Source organism: Rufibacter sp. JT3400010 (assembly GCF_054956755.1).
In genome coordinates, this window is the sequence record NZ_JBUDXA010000016.1 from 48694 (window position 1) to 69303 (window position 20610).

19 protein-coding genes are annotated in these 20610 nt (G+C 50.8%); 12 read left to right on the forward strand and 7 right to left on the reverse strand.

Going from position 1 to position 20610, the window contains the following annotated elements; genetic code table 11:
* Nucleotides 1-90: 90 nt before the first annotated feature.
* Both ACY0JR_RS14555 and trxA read right to left on the reverse strand, forming a co-directional pair.
* Nucleotides 91-1956 (reverse strand): M61 family metallopeptidase, encoded by a 1866-nt coding sequence (locus tag ACY0JR_RS14555; RefSeq protein ID WP_462634837.1) that lies wholly within the window; start codon nucleotides 1954-1956, stop codon nucleotides 91-93.
* Between the two features lie 372 nt (nucleotides 1957-2328).
* Nucleotides 2329-2637, reverse strand: coding sequence for a thioredoxin (gene trxA, locus ACY0JR_RS14560; protein WP_462634838.1), 309 nt, complete (start codon nucleotides 2635-2637; stop codon nucleotides 2329-2331).
* A gap of 220 nt (nucleotides 2638-2857) precedes the next feature.
* Between trxA and ACY0JR_RS14565 the strand changes: the two genes are divergently transcribed.
* From ACY0JR_RS14565 to ACY0JR_RS14610, 10 genes are all read left to right on the forward strand, one after another.
* A complete protein-coding gene (locus ACY0JR_RS14565) occupies nucleotides 2858-4033 on the forward strand; it encodes an alpha/beta fold hydrolase (RefSeq protein WP_462634839.1) in 1176 nt (391 codons plus the stop codon).
* A 270-nt stretch (nucleotides 4034-4303) separates the two neighbouring features.
* On the forward strand, nucleotides 4304-4753 hold the full coding sequence (locus ACY0JR_RS14570) for a sterol desaturase family protein (RefSeq protein ID WP_462634840.1): 450 nt from the start codon (nucleotides 4304-4306) through the stop codon (nucleotides 4751-4753).
* 29 nt (nucleotides 4754-4782) lie between these two features.
* On the forward strand, nucleotides 4783-5679 hold the full coding sequence (locus ACY0JR_RS14575; protein ID WP_462634841.1) for a MerR family transcriptional regulator: 897 nt from the start codon (nucleotides 4783-4785) through the stop codon (nucleotides 5677-5679).
* Between the two features lie 453 nt (nucleotides 5680-6132).
* Nucleotides 6133-6498 carry a hypothetical protein gene (locus tag ACY0JR_RS14580; RefSeq protein ID WP_462634842.1) on the forward strand — a complete coding sequence of 122 codons (366 nt, stop codon included), beginning with the start codon at nucleotides 6133-6135 and terminating at the stop codon, nucleotides 6496-6498.
* Between the two features lie 80 nt (nucleotides 6499-6578).
* Nucleotides 6579-7094 (forward strand): RNA polymerase sigma factor, encoded by a 516-nt coding sequence (locus tag ACY0JR_RS14585; protein WP_462634843.1) that lies wholly within the window; start codon nucleotides 6579-6581, stop codon nucleotides 7092-7094.
* A 126-nt stretch (nucleotides 7095-7220) separates the two neighbouring features.
* Nucleotides 7221-8759 (forward strand): phytoene desaturase family protein, encoded by a 1539-nt coding sequence (locus tag ACY0JR_RS14590; RefSeq protein WP_462634844.1) that lies wholly within the window; start codon nucleotides 7221-7223, stop codon nucleotides 8757-8759.
* Entirely contained in the window at nucleotides 8756-9610 is an 855-nt protein-coding gene (locus ACY0JR_RS14595) for a phytoene/squalene synthase family protein (protein ID WP_462634845.1), read from the forward strand. The genes ACY0JR_RS14590 and ACY0JR_RS14595 overlap by 4 nt, the downstream gene beginning before the upstream one ends.
* Complete coding sequence (locus tag ACY0JR_RS14600; protein ID WP_462634846.1) at nucleotides 9610-10140, forward strand: hypothetical protein; 531 nt, start codon at nucleotides 9610-9612, stop codon at nucleotides 10138-10140. Before ACY0JR_RS14595 ends, ACY0JR_RS14600 begins: the two co-directional genes overlap by 1 nt.
* Nucleotides 10141-10237: 97 nt before the next feature.
* Complete coding sequence (locus ACY0JR_RS14605; protein ID WP_462634847.1) at nucleotides 10238-11083, forward strand: 4-hydroxy-3-methylbut-2-enyl diphosphate reductase; 846 nt, start codon at nucleotides 10238-10240, stop codon at nucleotides 11081-11083.
* Nucleotides 11084-11392: 309 nt separating this feature from the next.
* Entirely contained in the window at nucleotides 11393-12097 is a 705-nt protein-coding gene (locus tag ACY0JR_RS14610; protein ID WP_462634848.1) for a fatty acid desaturase, read from the forward strand.
* 539 nt (nucleotides 12098-12636) lie between these two features.
* Here the strand turns inward: ACY0JR_RS14610 and ACY0JR_RS14615 are convergent.
* The 5 genes from ACY0JR_RS14615 to ACY0JR_RS14635 all read right to left on the reverse strand — a co-directional run bounded on the left by ACY0JR_RS14615 (nucleotide 12637) and on the right by ACY0JR_RS14635 (nucleotide 18861).
* Nucleotides 12637-14478: a M1 family metallopeptidase gene (locus ACY0JR_RS14615; RefSeq protein WP_462634849.1), complete on the reverse strand. Its 1842-nt coding sequence runs from the start codon at nucleotides 14476-14478 to the stop codon at nucleotides 12637-12639.
* A 203-nt stretch (nucleotides 14479-14681) separates the two neighbouring features.
* Nucleotides 14682-15449 carry an alpha/beta hydrolase gene (locus tag ACY0JR_RS14620; protein WP_462634850.1) on the reverse strand — a complete coding sequence of 256 codons (768 nt, stop codon included), beginning with the start codon at nucleotides 15447-15449 and terminating at the stop codon, nucleotides 14682-14684.
* A gap of 193 nt (nucleotides 15450-15642) precedes the next feature.
* Nucleotides 15643-15993: a heavy-metal-associated domain-containing protein gene (locus tag ACY0JR_RS14625; RefSeq protein ID WP_462634851.1), complete on the reverse strand. Its 351-nt coding sequence runs from the start codon at nucleotides 15991-15993 to the stop codon at nucleotides 15643-15645.
* 127 nt (nucleotides 15994-16120) lie between these two features.
* A complete protein-coding gene (locus tag ACY0JR_RS14630) occupies nucleotides 16121-18343 on the reverse strand; it encodes a TonB-dependent receptor (RefSeq protein WP_462634852.1) in 2223 nt (740 codons plus the stop codon).
* A gap of 83 nt (nucleotides 18344-18426) precedes the next feature.
* Nucleotides 18427-18861 carry a hypothetical protein gene (locus tag ACY0JR_RS14635; RefSeq protein WP_462634853.1) on the reverse strand — a complete coding sequence of 145 codons (435 nt, stop codon included), beginning with the start codon at nucleotides 18859-18861 and terminating at the stop codon, nucleotides 18427-18429.
* 329 nt (nucleotides 18862-19190) lie between these two features.
* Between ACY0JR_RS14635 and mraZ the strand changes: the two genes are divergently transcribed.
* Complete coding sequence (mraZ, locus tag ACY0JR_RS14640) at nucleotides 19191-19658, forward strand: division/cell wall cluster transcriptional repressor MraZ (protein ID WP_462634854.1); 468 nt, start codon at nucleotides 19191-19193, stop codon at nucleotides 19656-19658.
* Between the two features lie 5 nt (nucleotides 19659-19663).
* Nucleotides 19664-20590, forward strand: a complete 927-nt coding sequence (rsmH, locus tag ACY0JR_RS14645) for a 16S rRNA (cytosine(1402)-N(4))-methyltransferase RsmH (protein WP_462634855.1) — start codon at nucleotides 19664-19666, stop codon at nucleotides 20588-20590.
* The last annotated feature ends 20 nt before the right edge of the window (nucleotides 20591-20610 follow it).

Sequence of the window (20610 nt, forward strand, 5' to 3'; positions counted from 1 at the left end):
CCTTCATGATACTAAACCATAAAACATAAATCTGTTTTAGAGTTAATTTCTTAGAAAAAACTCTAAAACAGATTTATATAATTGGGAAGCTTATAGGCTGGAATAGAGCCAGGCTTGTCTTAGCGCTAATTGCGCGGGAGTGGCATTAGGATCTGGCGTGAGCAGGTGCGAAACGGCTTCCTCGGCGGCTACCAGGTTGGCTTTCAGTTGAACCGGTTTTACGGTGCCGCTGGCGTCTTTCCGGCCTACGGTAATGGTGATGGGGGTGCCTTCTTTGGCGCTCATCACGTGTTTGTTGATCATGTCTGTGGCGTTGCGCAGGTTCAGGTCTTCGCCGTTGATTTGCCAGAGCTGGTCACCGGCCTGGTAGCCCAACTGCTTGCCGAAGGCGTTCAGGTTCTCTGTGCTGGCCACCATAAGGTGTCCAGAGGCCTGGTCATAGCCAATAGTAGGCCTACCCAGGGAAATGCGTCTCTGCGTGCCGGTAGGCTGGTACGTGATACCCACTTTCCTAAAGATTTCTGAGTAGGGAAGGGGTTCATTGCCTTCTACGTGTCTCCGGAAGAAGTCCCGCACCTCGGGGAACGTGAGCGAAGTGATCTTGTCAAACAACTCCTCGTCTTTGAACGACTGGTTTTTACCGTAGGTCTGGCTCAGGTCTTTCATCATGTTCCGGATGCCGTATTTGCCGCCAGAAAGCTCCCGCAACCGGATGTCCAGCGCCATAGCAATGAGGGCTCCCTTCTGGTACACGTTGCCGTACTGCTTCTCGTGCTTGTCCAGGGCACCTAAGCTGAGTTCAGTGAAAGCCAGGGCGTCATTGTACTGCTGCTGCGAAGCGATGATTTTGTTCCGCATCTCCGTCAGGAAATCAGGCAACTCAGTAAGGTGTTGGTTTACCTGCACGTGGTGCGCGAAGTATTCGGTCACGCCTTCGTACATCCATAGGTGCTTGGACATTTTGGGGTTGCTGAAGTCAAAATTCCCGATTTCCTCTGAATGGATGTTCAGCGGGGTCACAATGTGGAAGAACTCGTGCGCCGAGATATTCTGCACTTGTTCGGCCAGCATCTCGGGTGGCATCTCGGGGAAGTAATACACCGAGGAATACGAGTGCTCCAGTGCGCCGTACGCGCCGGTACGGTTCTGCTTGTTGTCAATGTAGATGAGGAACGCGTATTTGTCTACCGGCAAGGTGCCGCCCAAATAAGCACGTTGCGCTTCCAGAATGGGTTTAATGTGCTGAGCCAGGTTCTTGGAACGGGCTCCACCGCCAGCGGCGTACGTTGAGATCAACACATCGGCGTTGCCGACTTTCAGCATGGCCGTGTCTGGCCGGCTGTACAGCATGGGGGCATCTACCAGGTCGTTGTAGTTCTGTAACAGGTAGGTGTCTGAGGTGGCGGTTGAACTAGCAGCTCTTAAGGGCGTGGCCCCGTAAAAATCCTGGGGCTTGTTCACCGTGATCTGGTAAGGCGCTTTGGTCATGTTCGCGAAATACCCGAAGAAGCCGTGCGTGTTGATCAAGAACACCTTTTCGGCCTCAATGTCAGTAGCCGCCGGTTCAAACACAATGTCTTCTTTCTTGGGCGTGTCCCAAGTGTCATCTACCAGATAGGTGAGGCGGGCCAGCTTTTTGGCTTTCTTTATTTTCCAGGTGTTCTGGTCCAGGCGCTCCACATCCAGTTTCTTGCCTTTGGCGTCAAAAGCGTTGAACTCAGAAACAAACTTCCCGAAATCATATACCGCATAGGTGCCCGGCACCATTTTGGGCATCTGGTAGAGCACTTCGTCTTCCTTGAATTCTGGCGTGAGAAGCGTTACCTGTAACTTGTCATCTTTTACCTGGGTCAGGTCTACTGAGAAGCGGTACGCAGGCGTGGCATTCTTTTGTGCCAGCAAAGGGGAGTGCAGGAGTGCGGCAAACGCCAGCGCCGTCAAAGTCTTTTTAAACATAGAGTTGTAAGTAGCTGAAATTGCTAAGAAAACGAAAGTTATGGGGTTTAGGTGTCTTTTCAGGAAGAAACCTGGAGTAGCTTCCTTGAAAAGGCTGACTTATGTATGTTAGTCGCGGCATACGCCGAAAACTTACAAGTGCCATTTCATGATTGGTTTTCTGAAAATGGGCTTGAAACAGTAGAATGTGTAGGCACTCGTAAGCTTTGACCACCCCGCCCTTCGGGCACCCCTCCTAAGGTAGGAGGGGAGTTTCTAACTAGCTGCCGCTATACCGATATTCTCTGCAAGACCTCGTAGCGGCCGAAGGTCCTGCGAGTGTCTCGCTGCCCTTTCAGGTCCATTTCCTGAAAACAGCCCCAAAACACCAGCTTACGGCAAATGCTGCTGCACCACCTGGCTTAGTTGGTTCGCGGGCACCACACCAGATTGCCGCCAGAGTTGCTTGCCCTGGTGGAACAGGAGGAGCGTAGGAATACCCTGCACCCGGTACTGCTGCGCTACGGCGGGGTTTTTATCCACGTCAATCTTGATCACTTTCAGTTTCCCTTCATACTGCCGCGCCACCTGTTGCAAGATGGGCGCCATAGTTTTGCAGGGGCCGCACCAATCGGCGTAAAAGTCTACCAGCACCGGCATACCCGGACTGTTGATGATTTCCTGGAAAGATTTCTTAGGCATGGCATTTACGTAGATGGTTCCTGCCAATATACGGAATAAGTCAATTATCGGTGATAAAGTACACGTAGAAGATAGGGTGGGTTTTAAGCTTTGTTTTGAGGAAGAATGCCGGAAACACCGCCAAAGCAGGAACTTAACCGCCTGTCAAATCCTTACTAAAATGTAATTCATCAACCATTTCCAGACTGTGAAAACGATCTTTTTATCTATACTATTTGCCATGACTTCCTGGTTTTCCTCCTGCAAGGAATCTGAGGTCTTGGAGACACCACCCGTCCAGCAAACCGAGAAAGATCTCTTGGTTTCAGCGGAGAAACTGACCACCATTCCGGCTGCCGGTTTAAAGGAAATCGCGGTCTCTAACGGGCGGTCTGAACTCGCGGCTTTGATTAAGTATGATGTAGATGTGTACCGCCTGATCTATCTGACCCAGTACAACGGGCAGGAAATCCAGGCCTCGGGCTTGCTGGTGGTGCCATTGAACATGACGGCCCCGGCTCCTATTTTGAGTGCGCACCACGGCACCACGTTTGACCAGCAAGGTGCCCCCAGTAATTTCCAGGTAACGTCTTTGACAGGGTTTGAGCCATTCGGCGCCGCCGGTTACCTCACCTTTGTGCCCGATTTCATTGGCTACGGCGTCTCTAAGCAGATTCTGCACCCATACTATGACGCGAAACACTCCGGCACTGCCGTGGTAGACATGATTAAAGCGGGCAAATCTTTCTTCCAGAAAAACAACATCAAAGCCTCTGACCAACTGTTTCTGGCAGGCTACTCAGAAGGCGGCTACGTGACGCTGGCTACCCAAAAGGAAATTGAAGAGCACCCGGAGCACGGGCTGACCGTGACCGCTTCCGGAGCAGGGGCAGGGGGGTATGACCTGGAGAACATGTTGGGAATGGTGTTAAGCGGAAAGTCCTATGAGTATCCGGCTAACTTAGCTTTCATCTTACAGGCCTACAACAAAACCTACAACTGGAACCGCCCTCTAACCGATTTCTTCCAGGAGCCTTATGCCACCCGTATTCAGGAATTGATTGACGGAACGCGCCGCAGCAGTACCATCAACAGTGCCTTGGCCAAAGACCCGGCCAAGTTGTTCAATCCGGCGTTCTTGACGGCGCTGCGCGGAGAGGGGGAGCAGGCTTTGAAAGCGGCCCTGAAGAAAAATAGCCTGAGCGGTTGGGTGCCTAAAAGCCCTACCCGCTTGTACCACGGCACGGCAGATATCATGGTGCCATTTGTTAATTCAGAAGTGACCTATAATGCTATGAAAGCGGCCAATGCGCCTAACCTGAAGTTTATTCCGGTTCCGGGTGGCGGGCACGGCAGCAGTCTGGAGCCAATGATTAGAGACTTGATTCCCTGGATTGAAGGCATGCGGAACCTTTAATTTCCTGTTGACCCCACAAAAAAATAGCCCGGCCTTTCTGAAGGCTGGGCTATTTTTTTGTGGGGTCATGAGTTTCTTTACAGGCTAGGAAATGACATAGGTGTACTTCTGTTAAAACCAGCACGAAGCAGGTAAAGTAATTTGTGTATACCTTTAGCTGTTCACCTTTTTTAGTGCGTAACTGAGCTATTTTTGTTTACAAACACTCTGCTTTTCCGTACGTCATTACAGACATTTTAAACAATTGGCAAACCTACTGGTTGAGAGAGTATGCTGACGAACGCGGCGATAGTAATAGGAACCTTTGCTTTGATGGAGCTGGTGGCCTGGGCGGTGCACAAGTATGTGTTGCACGGTTTCTTGTGGAGCATCCACAAGTCGCACCACACCAAACACAACCATCTCTTTGAGCTAAACGATGTCTCGTTTGTGTTCTATGGAGTCATTGCGGCCTTGTGCTTTATTTACGGCACAGAAACGCTGGACTACCGGTTCTGGATTGGAGTAGGCATTTCGCTGTACGGCGCGGCCTATTTCCTGGTGCATGATCTGTTTATCCATAGACGGCTGAAGCTGTTCGGGAAAACCAGAAGCACGTACCTCCGGGCCCTGGACATTGCGCACAAAGTGCACCACAAAGCCAAAGGCAGAGACAACTCAGAATCTTTCGGGATGCTCTGGGTCCATCCTAAATTCTTTCGTATTGCCCGGAAGCGTTAACTTTATGTTTCGTTTCTAAACTATCTCCTGTGGCGCATTACTCTATTAAAGAGTTAGAGCATTTGTCTGGCATTAAAGCCCATACACTTCGTATCTGGGAACAGCGGTACCAACTGCTCACTCCCAAACGAACCTCTACCAATATCAGGTACTATGATGACGCGGATCTTAAAAACCTGCTCAACGTGGCGTTGCTCTACCAGGAGGGATATAAAATCTCCAGAATTGCGGAGTTCACACCCGAACAGATTGTAGGGGAGGTCATCAAAGTAACCGAAGACGATCTGGGGCAGGATCAGTACATCAACCAACTGATCATGGCCATGGTGGAGCTAGACGAGAGCCTGTTTGAGCGGGCGCTTAGCCGGGCCGTGTTGCAGTTAGGTTTTTCAGCGTCTGTACAGCAAGTCATTTATCCATTCCTGCACAAAATTGGGCTGTTATGGCAAACGAGCAACATCACGCCCGCCCATGAGCACTTTATTAGCCAGCTCATCCGGCAGAAAATGCTGGTGGCCATTGACGGACAGCGCCTGAACCCACAGCCAGATGCGCCCAAAGTACTGCTTTACCTGCCCGAGGGCGAATTGCACGAACTATCGCTCCTCTACTGCCATTTCCAATTCCGGGCGATGGGTTTCCGAACCTTGTATCTGGGCCAACACCTGCCCCTGCAAGACCTGGTCAAAGCTTCCCAGCAGTACCAGCCCCATTACCTCTGTTCCGTTTTCACCGCGTCACCCACCCGTGATGAGGCCGAAGCCTATTTAGAGCAATTGCTGCAGCAACTACCAAACGTGCAGCTTTTACTCAGCGGTTACATCCTACAACCTTTTCAACAGAATTTACCCTCTAGCGTCCATTATTTCGCCACCCTGCAAAGTTTTGAAGAATGGCTTTCCCAATTTAAGCTGGTAACTGCCTGATTGGTCTGCTGAGGTCTACCGGTTTTCCGAGGTCTACTTAGATTCATATTTGCGCCTATTTATTTTCTTGGATAGAGTAGAGGCCCATTCCTGCGCCTCAAAGAAGGGGAACACGTCTTTGAAGGAATAATGCTCTCTATGGCGCGGAAGTTACTTCTGTGTCTTCAGAACATTGTAGAAAGGCACGGAAGTAACTTCCGCGCCATAGTAATCAGGAGAAAGGAACGCGTGTGATTTGCTTGTGTAAACATCCCCCTCGCCCCTTCAAAGGGGGAGTCTCCGCTTTAGAGGGTAGCAGTCCATCTGCTACTTTCCCCTTTCCAGTCTTTCCCGAGCGCGCCTCGCTTTTGGCCCTGGAAAGGCAAAACTAAGCGCAAAGGACAAGGCAGGCCGAAAGGGCAGTGCGCGAGGGGAAGACGGGGCCTCGCGGCCGTGAGCGCACGGAGGGAAACCATGCAACAACAAAGCATAAGGGCACCGCATCGGACCGCCGCCACGCCAGCAACAGACAAACTGCATGTACCAGAACTTCTTTCTAGAAGGGCAGTCCTTCAACAGCGAAAGCAGGACACCGCATTAAAAAACCACCACGCCAGCAACAGGCAAACTGCATGCACCTACCTTTATCCACGCAAAAAGCAGCCAAGCCAAGCCAAGGCAACCAACCCCCTCCACCAACCTCAAAAATTTATTTACTCCAGCAAAATCCAAAGAGCCTCCACCTCCAGTATGTATGGCATTCAACCCAAAAACCAACACCGCTGCGTTGCCATCTTCCCAAAGAAGCTACTTTGTTTAATCATTTTTAAAAATTTGTAGAAAATAGTTAAACAAAAGTTAGCTATTAATCTTGATGAACCGTATTATTGTTTAATGTTTGTGTTTAAATGTTAAACAAAATGACTGCACTAGAATTTACTTCCGTAGTAGAGCGCATGGCGCCAACCCTCCGTCCAGCCGCGTACAACCTGACCCGTGATAGTGATGATGCGAAGGATCTAGTGCAGGAGACCCTCCTGAAAGCCTTCGTGAACCGCGACCGGTTTAAAGCGGGCACCAATCTGAAAGCGTGGCTGTACACCATCATGCGCAACACGTTCATCAACCATTACAACAAGGTAACCAAGCGCTCCAGCTCCGTAGACACCAACGACTACATCCAGACGCACCCCGCAGATGACCGGATGATTGCCGTGAACGGAGCAGCCGGCGAGTTCGCCCTCAATGACATTTATGCCGCCATTGACCATCTGCCCGAAGAACTGCGCACGCCCTTCATGATGTACTATGTAGGTTATAAGTACTTGGAGATTGCTGATAAACTGAAACTGCCCATTGGAACCGTCAAGAACCGGATTCACCTGGCCCGCAAAGAATTGAAACAGGAGCTGAAAGTCTACGACTACGCCGATTAGCGTTTACAGGCCCTTTTTATGATTCCTCTTTAAAACCATTAAAGAGGCAAAAACTGGATTATGCCTGAAAAAGAATGTACCTTGTTTCAGCAATAGTTCAGTTTTTTAAGTATAAGTACTAGCCGTATGGTCATCCATTCACTTGATGCTTTCTACATGCACGATCTTTCCCGGAAAAAAGTAATTGTCATAGGTGCTGGATTTGCCGGACTGGCCGCTGCCGGCAGCATGGCGCAGGCCGGTTATGCCGTTACGCTGTTGGAGAAGAACGACGTGGCAGGAGGCCGGGCGCGCGTATTCAAAGCCGAAGGGTTCACCTTTGACATGGGCCCCAGTTGGTATTGGATGCCCGACGTTTTTGAGCAGTTTTTCCAGAAATTCGGTAAAAGCACAACAGACTATTACCATCTGGAACGTTTGGACCCGTCTTACCAGGTTCTGTACGGAAAACAGGACGCTATGGAATTGCCGGCGGGCATGCCCGAACTGGAAGCCTTGTTTGAATCGCTGGAGCCAGGTTCGGCTGAAAAGCTACGCACTTTCCTGAAACAGGCCGCCTATAAATATGAAGTGGGCATCAACAACCTGGTTTACAAACCCAGCCGTTCGTTCACTGAGTTTCTGGATGTGAAGCTGCTGGTAGATGTCTTGCGGCTAGATGTTTTCCAGTCCATGCACAAACACGTGCGCAAGTACTTCAAGCACCCCAGGCTCATTCAGTTGATGGAGTTTCCCATCCTGTTTTTGGGTGCATTGCCGCAGAACACCCCCGCTTTGTACAGCCTCATGAACTACGCCGATATGTCTTTGGGTACTTGGTACCCCATGGGCGGCATGCACAAAATTGTGGAAGGCATGGTGGCCCTGGCGCAGGAACAGGGCGTGGAGATCAGGTTAGGCGAAGAAGTGAAGAAGCTGGAACTGCACAACGGCGCTATCACCAACGTCATTACTGCTAAAGGTACGTACGAAGCCGATGTGGTGATTGGCGGTTCTGATTACCACCACCTGGAAACCAAACTGCTGCCCAAGGAAGCCCGCAGCTATACAGACAAGTACTGGGACAGCCGCGTCATGGCCCCTTCATCGCTTATTTTCTATCTGGGAGTAGACAAGAAGCTAGCCGGACTTCGCCACCACAACCTGTTCTTTGACGAGGATTTCGGGCCGCACGCCCATGAGATTTATACCCAACCCGCCTGGCCAAAGAAACCGCTCTTTTACGTGTCAGTGCCGTCCAAGACAGATCTGTCGGTAGCCCCAGTAGGGAAGGAGAATCTGTTTATCCTTATTCCGGTGGCCCCAGACTTACAAGACACCCAAGACACCCGGGAGCGCTATTACCACATGGTCATGGACCGGCTGGAACAGATTATCGGGCAGGAAATCCGCAGCCAAGTGGTGTACAAACGCAGCTATGCGCACCAGGATTTTATCAAAGACTACCACGCCTTCAAAGGAAACGCCTACGGTCTAGCCAATACCCTGCTGCAAACGGCCATGCTGAAACCCAGCCTCAAAAGCAAGAAAGTACGCAACCTGTTTTATACCGGCCAATTGACTGTTCCCGGTCCCGGCGTGCCACCGTCCCTTATCTCAGGACAGGTAGTGGCCGCTGAGGTCATGAAAGAATTTACTCCGCAGGAAACCACGTTAACGTTATGACCATGATTTCAGCGCCCAAAACCCTGTTTGACAACACCACGCTGGAATGCAGTAAACTCATTACGCAGCGGTACAGCACCTCCTTTACCTTGGGCATCAAAACGCTGCACCCTCGGTTCCATGATCCCATTTATGCCATCTACGGCTTCGTGCGCTTCGCCGATGAGATTGTGGATACTTTTCATACCTATGACCGGGCGGGTTTGCTGGAGCGGTTCAGGCAGGAGACTTACCAGGCTCTGGAAGAGGGCATCAGCCTGAACCCAGTGCTGCACGCTTTCCAGATGGTGGTAAACCAATACCGCATTGACCGCGAATTCATAGACGCCTTCTTGCATAGCATGGAGATGGATTTGTTTGATCAGAAGTACAATTGTGATCTGTATGAGGAATACATTTACGGCTCAGCCGAAGTGGTAGGGCTCATGTGCCTGCGTGTTTTCTGTGAAGGTGACTCAGCCATGTTTGACCGGCTCAAAGAGGGTGCCTGTGCGTTGGGCGCGGCGTTCCAGAAAGTGAATTTCCTCAGAGACATCCGCAGTGATTTTCAGGACCGAGGCCGCGTGTATTTTCCGCAGGTAGATTTCCGGTCGTTCTGCAACAAAGACAAAGAAGAGATTGAGCGCGATATTCAGCAGGATTTTGACAATGCCTACAAAGGAATCTTAGCGCTGCCCAAGGGAGCCCAGTTGGGGGTTTACCTGGCCTATATCTACTATCTGAAGCTTTTCAAGAAAATTAAACAGTTGCCCGCCGCCCAAATTCTGGCAGAACGCGTAAGAGTGCCTGATAATACGAAGCTAGCTTTGCTGTTAAGTTCGTATATTAGGTACCAGTTTAATACCATCTAATGCAGATAATCGCTACGCTTATTTCTTTTTGTCTCTTTCTGGTGGCGTTTCAGCAGAAAGCCGATCTCTATTCCCATGCTTCCCTCTTAAACTATTACCAGACTGCCACTAAAAGTGAAGAAACGGCTGAGAAGTTTATGGCCCTCATGGACAAGTACCAGGGAAAAGATCCGCTAAAGCTAGGGTATAAAGCTGTTTCCCATGCCATTATGGCCAAACACGTGTGGAGTCCGTATGCTAAATTAAAATACCTGCGCCAGTCCTCGGCTATTTTTGAGGAAGCGGTTGCGTTAGATAAACTAGATCCCGAGGTTAGATTTCTGCGTTTTTCCATTGAGAACTACATTCCGCGCTACCTGAACATGAGCAGCCACCTGGAAGACGATAAAAGGATTTTCATGGCTGCTATCTTAAAGCACCCACGCTCCGGCATTTCGTCTGAAACGGTGAAGATCATGCGTGATTTCCTTCTTCGCAAAGACCTGCTCTCAGAGCAGGAGCAACAACAGGTGGCAAAACTAAACCTGTAAAACGCAGGCTTTCTGTAGCCAGGCTGTTAGCCTAATTTTTCTGGTAAAAAGCAGGAGTACGCACAAACAATCTGATAGAAGAACTTGTTAAGAGGTTATGCGTCAGCTACAGGTACATATCGACTCAAATTCAGGCTTTTGCTTCGGGGTAATCTATGCCATCCAAATGGCCGAGGATCTGCTGGAGGAGCAGGGATATTTATATTGCCTGGGTGATATCGTGCACAACGATGTGGAAGTGGAGCGCTTGCAGAAGAAAGGGCTCCGCATCATCAACTATGATGACCTCAGCTCCCTTCGGGACGAATGTGTGCTCATCAGGGCCCACGGCGAACCCCCCTCCACGTACCAGACCGCTCTGGAGAATAACCTTACCCTGGTAGATGCGTCCTGCCCCGTGGTGCTGAAACTGCAGAACCGGATTAAGACCTCTTTTGACAAAAACGAGCCTATTTTCATCTACGGAAAGCACGGCCACGCCGAAGTGTTAGGTTTGCTGGGCCAGACCAACAACGAAGCGGTGGTCTTTGAGAACCTGGATGAGTTGCTGCGGCACGAACTGCCCCAAAACATCACGCTCTACAGCCAGACCACCAAAAGCACCGACAACTTCTACCGCATCAAAAACGAGCTGGAAACGCGCGGTTACTCCGTGGCCGCCAATGACACCATCTGCCGTCAAGTCTCCAACCGCGACAAAGAATTACGGCGCTTCGCCCAACGGTTTGACAAGATTGTGTTCGTGTCCGGTACCAAGTCCTCTAATGGCCGGGTGCTGTACCAAGTCTGCAAAGACACCAACCCCAACACGTACTTCGTGTCAATGGTGGAAGAACTCAACCCAGAATGGTTTGAACCCGGAAACACCATCGGGATCTGCGGCGCTACTTCCACCCCCATGTGGCTCATGGAAGAAGTTCGGGACGCTTTGTTAACTTTCTGAGCTCGTAGCAGGTATCACGTATCAAGTAGCACGACGAAAGTAGGAGGAAGGAACAGTTTGTTTATGGCTGCTTTTGAGAAAAACATGCTACAAATACACCTAATTCTCCTACGTCACGGAAGTAAATTAGCACTCTTGTCATTTTCATTAGACAATAATTCCCATGCTTCAAGTTTTCAACTTGGAGCCATCATCCCGCAAGTTTGTAACTTGCGTAAAACTTGAGAGTAGGTAAGATTTGAATCCCCTTCAGGAAAGCCACCAAGTTTGAACTGGAATTAGGGAAATCAATTAAAGTAGGAATCTGTTTTGAGGCTTTTTTTCCAGAAACATACCGGAATCATCATTGCGGCGGCTATCTTGCTGGCGTGGGGGAGTGTGCTGTGGTTTCTGCTGCACTGGGACGTTTCCTTTCGGTCTCCTTTCACGTACCTGGCGGTACTGGTGATGACGCATCTGTACACGGGTCTGTTCATCACGGCCCATGACGCCATGCACGGCGTAGTTGCGCCCGGCAACAAAAAGCTGAACACCATTATTGGAACCATCTGCGCGGGTCTGTTTGCTTACAACTATTACGGCCGCCTGTACCCCAAACACCACCTACACCACCGCCACGTAGCCACCGACCAGGACCCCGATTACCACGGCGGCAACTTCTTCCTGTGGTTCTTCAGCTTCGCGAAGCAGTACATTACCGTGGTGCAGGTGTTGCTGATGGCCGGAACGTACCACCTGTTACAGCTTTGGTTCCCCATTGAAAACGTCATCCTCTTCTGGATGGTCCCTGCGGTGCTGGCCACCTTCCAACTGTTCTACTTCGGGACATACCTGCCGCACCGGGGAGAGCACACCCACGATAATATGCATAAATCCTCTACCCAGTCACGCAACCACCTCTGGGCATTTATCAGCTGCTACTTCTTCGGCTACCACTATGAGCACCATGACAAACCCTATCTGCCTTGGTGGAAGCTCTATCAGGAGAAAGACAGATTGGTAAAAGGGCAGTAAATGGTTTAGAGCTTGTTTCTGGAAAATGAGTCTATAAAGAAAAGCGGCTTGAAGAGGAATGCACGCTCTTTCAGCCGATTTTCATTTAAAGTGAATGGTACTCTAATTTTCCTATGAGGATACTGATGTCCTACTGGGGTTGGTGATTTCCGGCGAGTCTGGAGACTCGCTTCATCCAAAGGCACGAGACTTAAGTCTCGCGCCAGTTACTTACGGCATTCTCATATTCCCTCAGAAACTTTCTTTATCACGTTCTCTCTTCTAGGACTTACTAATAATCGCCTACCTCTGCGATACCGCCTGCCCCAAAGACCTCGTAGCGTCTTCAGACCTGCGAGCGTCTGAGCCATTGCCTTTTAGCGCCCGTTTCTTGAAAACAGCCCTAAAACGTGAAAACCTGTGAGGTCCCCAAGACCTCACAGGTTTAAGAATTGACAGTTTTAAGAATTGACTGGCGCGAGACTCCAGTCTCGTGCCAGTTAATGATGCGAGTCTCCAGACTCGCCGGGAACCACAAGCAGAATTAAGCAAGTATCGGCTTACTTCACCAAATACACATTATCACTCGGGTTAGAATCAGGAACGTAGGTACCTTTCAGCTCTAACTTCTTCACCGCTTTTGTAGGTTTGAAGTCCACCTGAACCGTGGTGTTGCCGGTTTCCCAGACAGAGACATTGCGCGTGATTTTGGAGGTGGAGTTATCTGCGTAGGTGACCATCAGCTCCACCGGAACGGGTTTGGTACCTTTTGCCTGCACGGTGACCTGGTACTGACCGGCTTGTTGCTGCACATTGGTAATAGCCAGATCTGGGTAGCCTTCGTCAAAGAACCAGCGTTTCCAGAACCAGTTGAGATTGCGGCCGGCACCGGCGTTCATGGCGTTGAAGAAATCCCAGGGCAAGGGGTGTTTGCCATTCCATTGCGCAATGTAGTGGTGCAGGGCCTTGGTGAAAAGCTCATCGCCCAGCATCTGTTTTACATACAGATAGCCCAAGGCTGGTTTAGGGTAGGAGTTCAGGAAGAAAGGGGCGCCGTTCTGCTGGGTGGTCAAGGTCATGATGGGCATGTCGGCTTCGGTGGCGGCCATTTGGGCGTAGGGTAGCACGCCGTAATCATCCTCCAGTTTGGGCTCAATGATGGAGGAAATAATCCATTCACCTATGGTGGCCCAGCCTTCGTCCATCCAGCCGTATTTGGTTTCATTGGTGCCCATGTAGAACGGGAACATGGTGTGGAAAATCTCGTGGTCGGTGAGGGTGATGGCGTCTTCGCGGGTTTTCACGGGATTGTCATTCACCATCATGGGGTATTCCATTTGGTCCAAGCCATCAAACACGGTTTCGTGGGAGTAGGGGAAAGGCCATTTTGGAAAGGTGTAACTCATGGCTTCCACGGTTTTGCGGGAGAAATGGATGACTTCTTCAAAGTCATGGTGTTCTGGATTATAAGCCACATCTACGCGGGTGCGGCGTTTAGTTTTTGGGTCCACTACCAAGCTGGAGGAGTTCCAGAGGTAATGGTCTGAGGTCGCGAACGCAAAATCTACTACGTTGTCAGCCGTGAACTTCCAGGTGTTGCGGGCGCTCTGGGCGGTAATGTCCTGGCGTTTCAGGTCGTTTTTGTCAATAATGGCGATGATGGCGTCTTTCTTTTCGGCATCTTCCAGGCGCTTGGCGTATTTCTTGGTTAATACCTCAGAGGTATTTTTTAAATCGCCGGTGGCCCATACCACGAAGTTCTTGGGAACGGTAATCTCGGTATTGAAGGAGCAGAAATCATTGTAAAACTCGGCAGGGCCCAGATACGGGGTGCGGTTCCAGCCGTCTACATCGTCATACACGGCAATGCGGGGGAAGAAATAGGCCACAAACGCCGAGCCCAGTGAGTCTACCTGCCCGGTGCGCATGTGCGAACCCGCGTTCAGAATGTAGTTGTAGGCAATGGAGAACTTCGCTTTCTGCTTGGGCGGAATGGGTTTGACGCGGAGGGTGAGGTTGGTGGCGTCTACGCGAAGTCTCTGTACATTCTGCGGTTCCTGGTTCACGCTAAGGCGCTCAATCTGCACGCCTTCACTGAGGTCTTCGGGAGAAATGGTGTTGGCCCGCGGTGCTCCTTTCTGGTAATAGTTGGGGTACAACTTAAAGACAATCTGCCTGAGCGTATCTGGGCTGTTGTTGGTGTAGTCAATATCTACGGTTCCGGCCAGTTTTCGGGAAAACGGGTCGAAATCAATCTTGATGGTGTAGTCTGCGGTGTTTTGCCAGTAACTTTTGCCGGGCGAGCCGTCCAGGCTGCGGGTGCCTTGCTGGTAGGCCGCCGCAATGTTGCGGGGCATGGGCAATTGCTGTTGGGCGAAGGCGCTGGTGCTAAATGCCAGCATAGTGCCAAGTAAGATTTGGGTAGGAATTCGCATTCTGAGGAGGGCAGCAGTTAAAAGATGCCACGTTAAAGGTAAGTCCTTTCTGGCATCGGCGGCAACAACGTTCCCAAATTTCGGCAGTGCCGAAGAAAAAAAGTGCTTCGGGACTGTTTTACCGAAAACAGCCCCGAAGCACTTCAGGCAGATACTTGGTTGCAGCGCGCTTACTCCGGCAGGATTTGCAGCCAATTGTAAACGTTCGTCGCGACTTCTTCCCAGCCGGGTTCGCCGCAGATGAAGTGGCTTCGGTTGGAGAACTCGCGGTGCTCCCTGATGCTGCTTTTGTCTTCGTAGGCGTTCACGTTCTTCTCTACCAGGTCGGCGGGGCAGATTTTGTCTTCGGAACCGGCAATGAAAAGTAGCGGCGGGTGCGCCAACTCCAAATCCACTTTCCCCGAGGAGCCCATACAATCCCGGAAAACGTTTCGGCTGTCATGGGTGGCGGTACGTTCAAAGGCTTCGGCTACTTCGGTTTCGCTTAAGGTATTGGCAAAAGCGGCATGAAACGTTTCCAAATCCATGTACACCGGCTCGTCGCCTTTCAGCGGATTGGCAATGGTCGCGCTGTTCTTGAAGAACGACAGGTCAAAGTCAATCATGCCGTTGGGGGCCACCGAACTGATGGGCACACCCGCCTCAATTAAGCCACGGTTGGCCAGTAATTGCACAATCAGTCCGCCTACCGAGTGGCCGATCACAATGGGTTTGGCCGCCTGGGTTAACACCAGAGACTCCACTTCGGCAACTATATCGTCTAAGCCCAGCTGTCCTAAACCGGCTGGCGGATTGGCGCGCAACTGAGCGGGTTCACCGGCGTGTAAAGGCCAGGCAGGGGCCATGCAGTTATAGCCTCGCTCACTGAAAAACGCAATCCACTTCTCCCAGCTTACCGGGTTCTGGAACATGCCGTGCACAAATATGATGGTTTTCATAGTTTTACTTTTGGGTTAGCCGATACATACGAACTCAAAAGGTCAGGTGGATCTTAGAAAGGCAGAATTTTCTTTCTTAACCTTAATGAATGTTTTCAAGCTGTTTTGAAAGAAGGAAGCTTGAAACCGAATGCATTAAAACAAAAAAGCCTGCTGAAAAGCAGGCTTTAAAGGATATGTAAATGAGCCAATCTTAGTGTACAGCGTCTTTCTTGCAACAGGCATCTAAACGGTCATACGCGCGGGGAGTTGCGGGAGAGTTATCGGCATCGTATCCCAACTCGTTTACGGCTTTCTTGATTTTGTCAAGAGACGTTTTCTCAGCGTTGTAAGACACGGTTAAGATTTTGGAGTCTACATCCAGCGTGGCTTTGTTCACGCCTTTCTCGTAAGCCAAGCCTTTTTCTAGGGTGGCTTTGCACATGCCGCACACCGCTGAGGTTTTGATTTTTACTTCTTCACCTTTCTTACCGCCTTGTGCGAAGCCAACTGTGGCCAGACCGGTGAGCACTAAAGAAAACAGCCAGATTTTAAGGGTCTTCATGGTTGATAGTTTATGAGTTAAGTTAAGAGTTAAAGCAAAATTATATCTCTGGGATTACGAGTTGTTTTACCAAAATCAGGCCAAAAACCATAGTTCCCTTCTATGGACAATTGAAACGGTAAATACCCTACTTCAAAGTAAACCGCATACCCGCGTAAATCACACGGCCAATTACCGGGGCCCACACCATGCTGGCATCAAATTCCTGGCCGAAAGGATTCTCAGCGCCTACAATCGGGTTCTTCTGTTTGTAGTCCAGCAGGTTTTCGCCGCCCACGTATGCTTCCCACCGTTTGAATGCCCGGGTAATCTGTCCATTAAACACCGCGTAAGGGCTAACAGTTCGCGTCATGATGGAGCTTTCGTGCTGGTTCATGTCATGGTCCATGGAAGGCACCAACCTTTTTCCGAACCATTGGGTTGTCAAATCTGCGCGCCATTTGTCAAAAGGCGTCGCAAAGCCCAGGTTCAGGAACGCGCGGTGGTTGGGGATGAACGGCCGCTGCAACAGTTCCCCGTTGTAGGTGGTGCGCACGTCAAAGTACTTGTAAGCCGCTTTCACATCCAGCATGGACGTAACCTCATACTGCACCTCGGCTTGGAAGCTTTTTGAGAACGACCTTCCGTTAAGGTTCATGAACGCCACCTGGTACGGACTGCTGTACATATCCGGCACAATCTGGTTCTGGAACGTGGTGTAGTAATAATCGGTGATGAACGCGCCTTTGCGCTCGCCTACCTCAAAGTACTGCGTAAAGCTTCCGCCCAGGTTCCAGGCCTTCTCCGGTTGCAGGTTGTTCTGGAAATAGAAAGCGCGGTTGCTGATGAGCGAAGCTACGTTCTCGGCAATCGGGTTGGCTACCCTGAAGCCTTTTCCGGCCGCTAAACGCAGAATGGAGTTCGGGTTGAAGTCATATTTAACGTTGAAGCGGGGCGTGTACACCCAGCCGTACAGGTTATGATGGTCGGCACGCACGCCACCTACTAAGGTCAGATTGGTGCTGTTTTGGTAAATGTACTCGAAAAACGCGCCCGGTACCCGTTCCTGACGCTTCAGCCGCTGCCCCGCCAGGTTTTCCTGGTAATCTTCGTACTGGTAGCTCAATCCCGTTTTGTACGTGTGCGCCGTGTTCCCAAACGCCGACTGGAAGATCAGATTCGCCAAGCCGCTGTTCTGGTGGCCTTTGTAGGTTCTCACGCCATACTGCGAATCAAAGACGTGTCGTGCGCCAGACAAGATCAGCCCTATGCTCTGGTACGGTTTGTTCTTAAACGTGTAAGAGGTCTTGGAAAAACCACTCACGCGCTCCGTTTCTGACTCGGTACCATAAAAACTTCCTTCTTCCTGCGGCATACCAGAGCGGTAACCCACCTGTCCGCCGGTGCGGGTTTCAGAAAGGGCCTGTACGCCAATTTCGGCTACCCATTGCTTGCCGGTATTGTACTTCCACTTGTTCAACACGTTGTAGTGCTTGCCCAGCGGCAGGTCCAGAAAACCATCGTTGTTGTTGTCTACGCGGTTGTTCAACTGGTCGGTGTGCAGCATGAGCACGGTGCTCAGTTTGGGCGTGAGGGTGAAGGAGGTATTCACGTTAGCATCCCATTTCGCTAAACTGTTGCCATAGAGGTTCACAAATAGCCTGTCTGATTTCTCCGGGTCTTTCAGCCGCACATTCACCTGGCCCGAGATAGACTCATAGCCATTCAGCACCGAGCCGGTGCCTTTGATAATGTCAATGGCGTCTATATACGTACCAGAAAGATAGTTCAAACGGTACGGCGTGGCCAAGCCGCGCAAAGCAGGTACGTTGTCGGTGGTCATCAGGGTGTACGCCCCGTCTAAGCCCAGCATCTGAATCTGCTTCGCGCCCGAGACGGCATCAGAAGTAGAAACTTCTACGGAAGCATTGGTCTCAAAGCTTTCGGCCAGGTTACAGCAGGCAGATTTGGTTAAGTCTCTGGCCGTGATGACTTGAGAGTTGGTCGGTGTCATGGCCGAGTAGCGGTCCTGTTTTCCGGTAATGGTTACCTCCTGAATGGACGTGGTGGACCGCAACTGCACTACTATGTGCGCGCGGCCTTGCACCTGCACGGTATCTGGTTTGTACCCAATGTAGGAGATAAGAACCGCAGTTTCCCCGTTAGGAGCGGCGGCTAAGGTGAAATGCCCGTTGGAATCGGTGCTGGTGGCTTGGCTGGTGCCCAACCAGATAACCGAAGCACCTATAAGTGGATTGCCATTCGCCGCATCTACCACGCGGCCGGCAAGGGTCTGGGCCATTCCTAAGAACGGCAGCAGGAGCCCTATCAAAGTCAAAGCGAATACCGCCTGACGTTTAGAAGATAACATGGGTTGGTTTCATTTAAGTATAACATCTGTTCTGGAGCCGAAGCACAGAAAACCGGCCTCGGCGGAGCGAAGAGATGTAAACCCTAAATGTTCAGGATGTGCAGACGGTGCAGCAAGTCTCGGCCCGCTAAGGGCGGGGAGGTGTCTGAATAATACGGCCAGGAACCTTCTGCGGGAGCAGTAGCTACCGGCGGTAAAAGGAAAACCGAGGTTAAAGCGGGCGGAAGGGATGCAAACTCCACCTTGCTGAATTTCAGCGTGGAAGGAATGTCCAGTTTGTGGTGGGTGGTGGAAACGGAGCAGCAGGGAGTCTTGTCTACCTGGGTGGTTCCCTCGGGGCAAGCCGGTTTCTTCTTGGTGGCGCAGCAACCCATGGCCTCCATTTTCTGCGCTGCGTCCTGAGAAGGAGCCATGCCCAACATTGCACAAAAACGCTGGGTAGCCGCCACCCCAACAGAACCTGTCAGGAGGCTAAACGCCAGCATCAAGAGCACAATAGGACGGAGTTTTCCTCTCATACCACAAAGATATGGAATTTTGCTCCACTTTCCACCACCTTCCTGCCACAAGTGCTTTTGAGAAGCCGCAGAGGAGGTTGAAATTAGATAAAGTATTGATTGTGAGTTTATTGCGTAAGCATTCACGTGTTATTTAGCAAATATATTGAAAACGTTATCCATAACTTATCCCGAAGTGGCGGGGAAAAATGTGGATAATGTGCATAAGTGGGGTGGATAACCATGATTTATCCACAAAGTGGGAAAATGTGGGAGACTGTGGTTGACTTTGCCTCCCCCTTTAGTACTTTTGTTTTGTACCAAAGACTGTCGTCACTGCACTAACCACCATGAACTTCCTCTCCGGCGAATACGAATGTAAGCTAGACCCGAAGGGAAGATTGGTGCTGCCTGCCAAAATCAAATCCAACCTGCCCGATGAGTGCGGAAACCAGGTGGTCTTAACCCGAGGGTTTGAGCCTTGCCTGGTGTTGTATCCCAAAACGGAGTGGAAAACGATTTATGACAAGGTGGCAAGCCTAAACGAGTTCAACGAAGAGTACCGGCATTTTCAGCGGAACTTCTTCCGGGGAAACACCGAGATTGAACTGGACGCTGCCGGACGTTTCATCTTGCCGCGTACCATGGTACGGTACGCCGAGATTGAGAAAGACGCCATTGTGGTAGGCCTCGGGAACCGGGTGGAAATCTGGAACCCAGACAAGTACGACGCATTTTTAATTAAAGACCAGCAGAATTTCTCCCAATTGGCGCAGAAATTCCTCGGTGATCAACCGAGCTTACCCCCAACCGAATAAAGCCTATGCAGTACCACCAGCCCGTTTTGTTGCAGGAATCGGTAGATGCGTTGGCCATTAAGCCCGGCGGCATTTACGTAGACGTCACCTTTGGCGGCGGCGGCCACTCGGCGCATATCTTAGAGAGAATGCAGGGGGGGCAACTCTACTCTTTTGACCAGGACACCGACGCCGAGAAACAAGCCGAAAAATTGATTTCTGATCAATTCACGTTTGTCAAAGCTAACTTCCGTTACCTAAAGAAATACCTGCGCCTTTACGGTGTACGGCAGGTAGACGGCATTCTGGCCGACTTAGGCGTTTCTTCCCACCAGTTCAATACCGCCGAGCGCGGCTTCTCCACCCGTTTTGACGGTCCCCTGGACATGCGCATGGACAAGGATGCTCCGCTGTCTGCCAAGCAAGTGGTGATGGAGTACTCAGAAGAGCAACTGCACCGCATCTTCGGGTTGTACGGCGAGGTGAAGAACGCGAAAACGCTGGCCCGGGAGGTTGTCTCCGCCCGGAACGTGCAGAACATTGAAACCATCGCAGATTTTAAACAGGCCATAGCCAGCATAACTCCCAGAGGCAAAGAGAATAAGTACCTGGCCCAGGTGTTTCAGGCGCTTCGCATAGAAGTGAATGATGAACTGAAAGCCCTAGAGGAAATGCTGGAGCAAGCTGTGGAGGTTTTGAAGCCCGGCGGAAGATTGTCGGTGATTTCCTATCATTCCCTGGAAGACAGGTTGGTGAAGAACTACATCGCCAAAGGCAAGTTCTTTGGGGAGGTGGAGAAAGACTTCTTCGGGAATGAGATTAAACCATTGGATTCTGTGACCCGCAAGCCCATTGTGCCGGGCGCGCTGGAATTACAGGAAAATAACCGCTCCCGCAGTGCCAAGCTGCGGGTGGCGCAGAAAAGAGAGACACCTGAATCGTCAAAGAAGTAGGAGAGAGAAGGGAAGTAACA

Bases quoted from the DNA above. Each gene is read 5' to 3' on its own strand.
- ACY0JR_RS14555 (WP_462634837.1), bottom strand. From the start codon at position 1,956: ATGTTTAAAAAGACTTTGACGGCGCTGGCGTTTGCCGCACTCCTGCAC.
- ACY0JR_RS14590 (WP_462634844.1), top strand. From the start codon at position 7,221: ATGGTCATCCATTCACTTGATGCTTTCTACATGCACGATCTTTCCCGG.
- ACY0JR_RS14570 (WP_462634840.1), top strand. From the start codon at position 4,304: ATGCTGACGAACGCGGCGATAGTAATAGGAACCTTTGCTTTGATGGAG.
- rsmH (WP_462634855.1), top strand. From the start codon at position 19,664: ATGCAGTACCACCAGCCCGTTTTGTTGCAGGAATCGGTAGATGCGTTG.
- ACY0JR_RS14605 (WP_462634847.1), top strand. From the start codon at position 10,238: ATGCGTCAGCTACAGGTACATATCGACTCAAATTCAGGCTTTTGCTTC.
- ACY0JR_RS14595 (WP_462634845.1), top strand. From the start codon at position 8,756: ATGACCATGATTTCAGCGCCCAAAACCCTGTTTGACAACACCACGCTG.
- trxA (WP_462634838.1), bottom strand. From the start codon at position 2,637: ATGCCTAAGAAATCTTTCCAGGAAATCATCAACAGTCCGGGTATGCCG.
- ACY0JR_RS14585 (WP_462634843.1), top strand. From the start codon at position 6,579: ATGACTGCACTAGAATTTACTTCCGTAGTAGAGCGCATGGCGCCAACC.
- ACY0JR_RS14635 (WP_462634853.1), bottom strand. From the start codon at position 18,861: ATGAGAGGAAAACTCCGTCCTATTGTGCTCTTGATGCTGGCGTTTAGC.
- ACY0JR_RS14630 (WP_462634852.1), bottom strand. From the start codon at position 18,343: ATGTTATCTTCTAAACGTCAGGCGGTATTCGCTTTGACTTTGATAGGG.
- ACY0JR_RS14580 (WP_462634842.1), top strand. From the start codon at position 6,133: ATGCAACAACAAAGCATAAGGGCACCGCATCGGACCGCCGCCACGCCA.
- ACY0JR_RS14620 (WP_462634850.1), bottom strand. From the start codon at position 15,449: ATGAAAACCATCATATTTGTGCACGGCATGTTCCAGAACCCGGTAAGC.
- mraZ (WP_462634854.1), top strand. From the start codon at position 19,191: ATGAACTTCCTCTCCGGCGAATACGAATGTAAGCTAGACCCGAAGGGA.
- ACY0JR_RS14600 (WP_462634846.1), top strand. From the start codon at position 9,610: ATGCAGATAATCGCTACGCTTATTTCTTTTTGTCTCTTTCTGGTGGCG.
- ACY0JR_RS14615 (WP_462634849.1), bottom strand. From the start codon at position 14,478: ATGCTGGCATTTAGCACCAGCGCCTTCGCCCAACAGCAATTGCCCATG.
- ACY0JR_RS14565 (WP_462634839.1), top strand. From the start codon at position 2,858: ATGACTTCCTGGTTTTCCTCCTGCAAGGAATCTGAGGTCTTGGAGACA.
- ACY0JR_RS14625 (WP_462634851.1), bottom strand. From the start codon at position 15,993: ATGAAGACCCTTAAAATCTGGCTGTTTTCTTTAGTGCTCACCGGTCTG.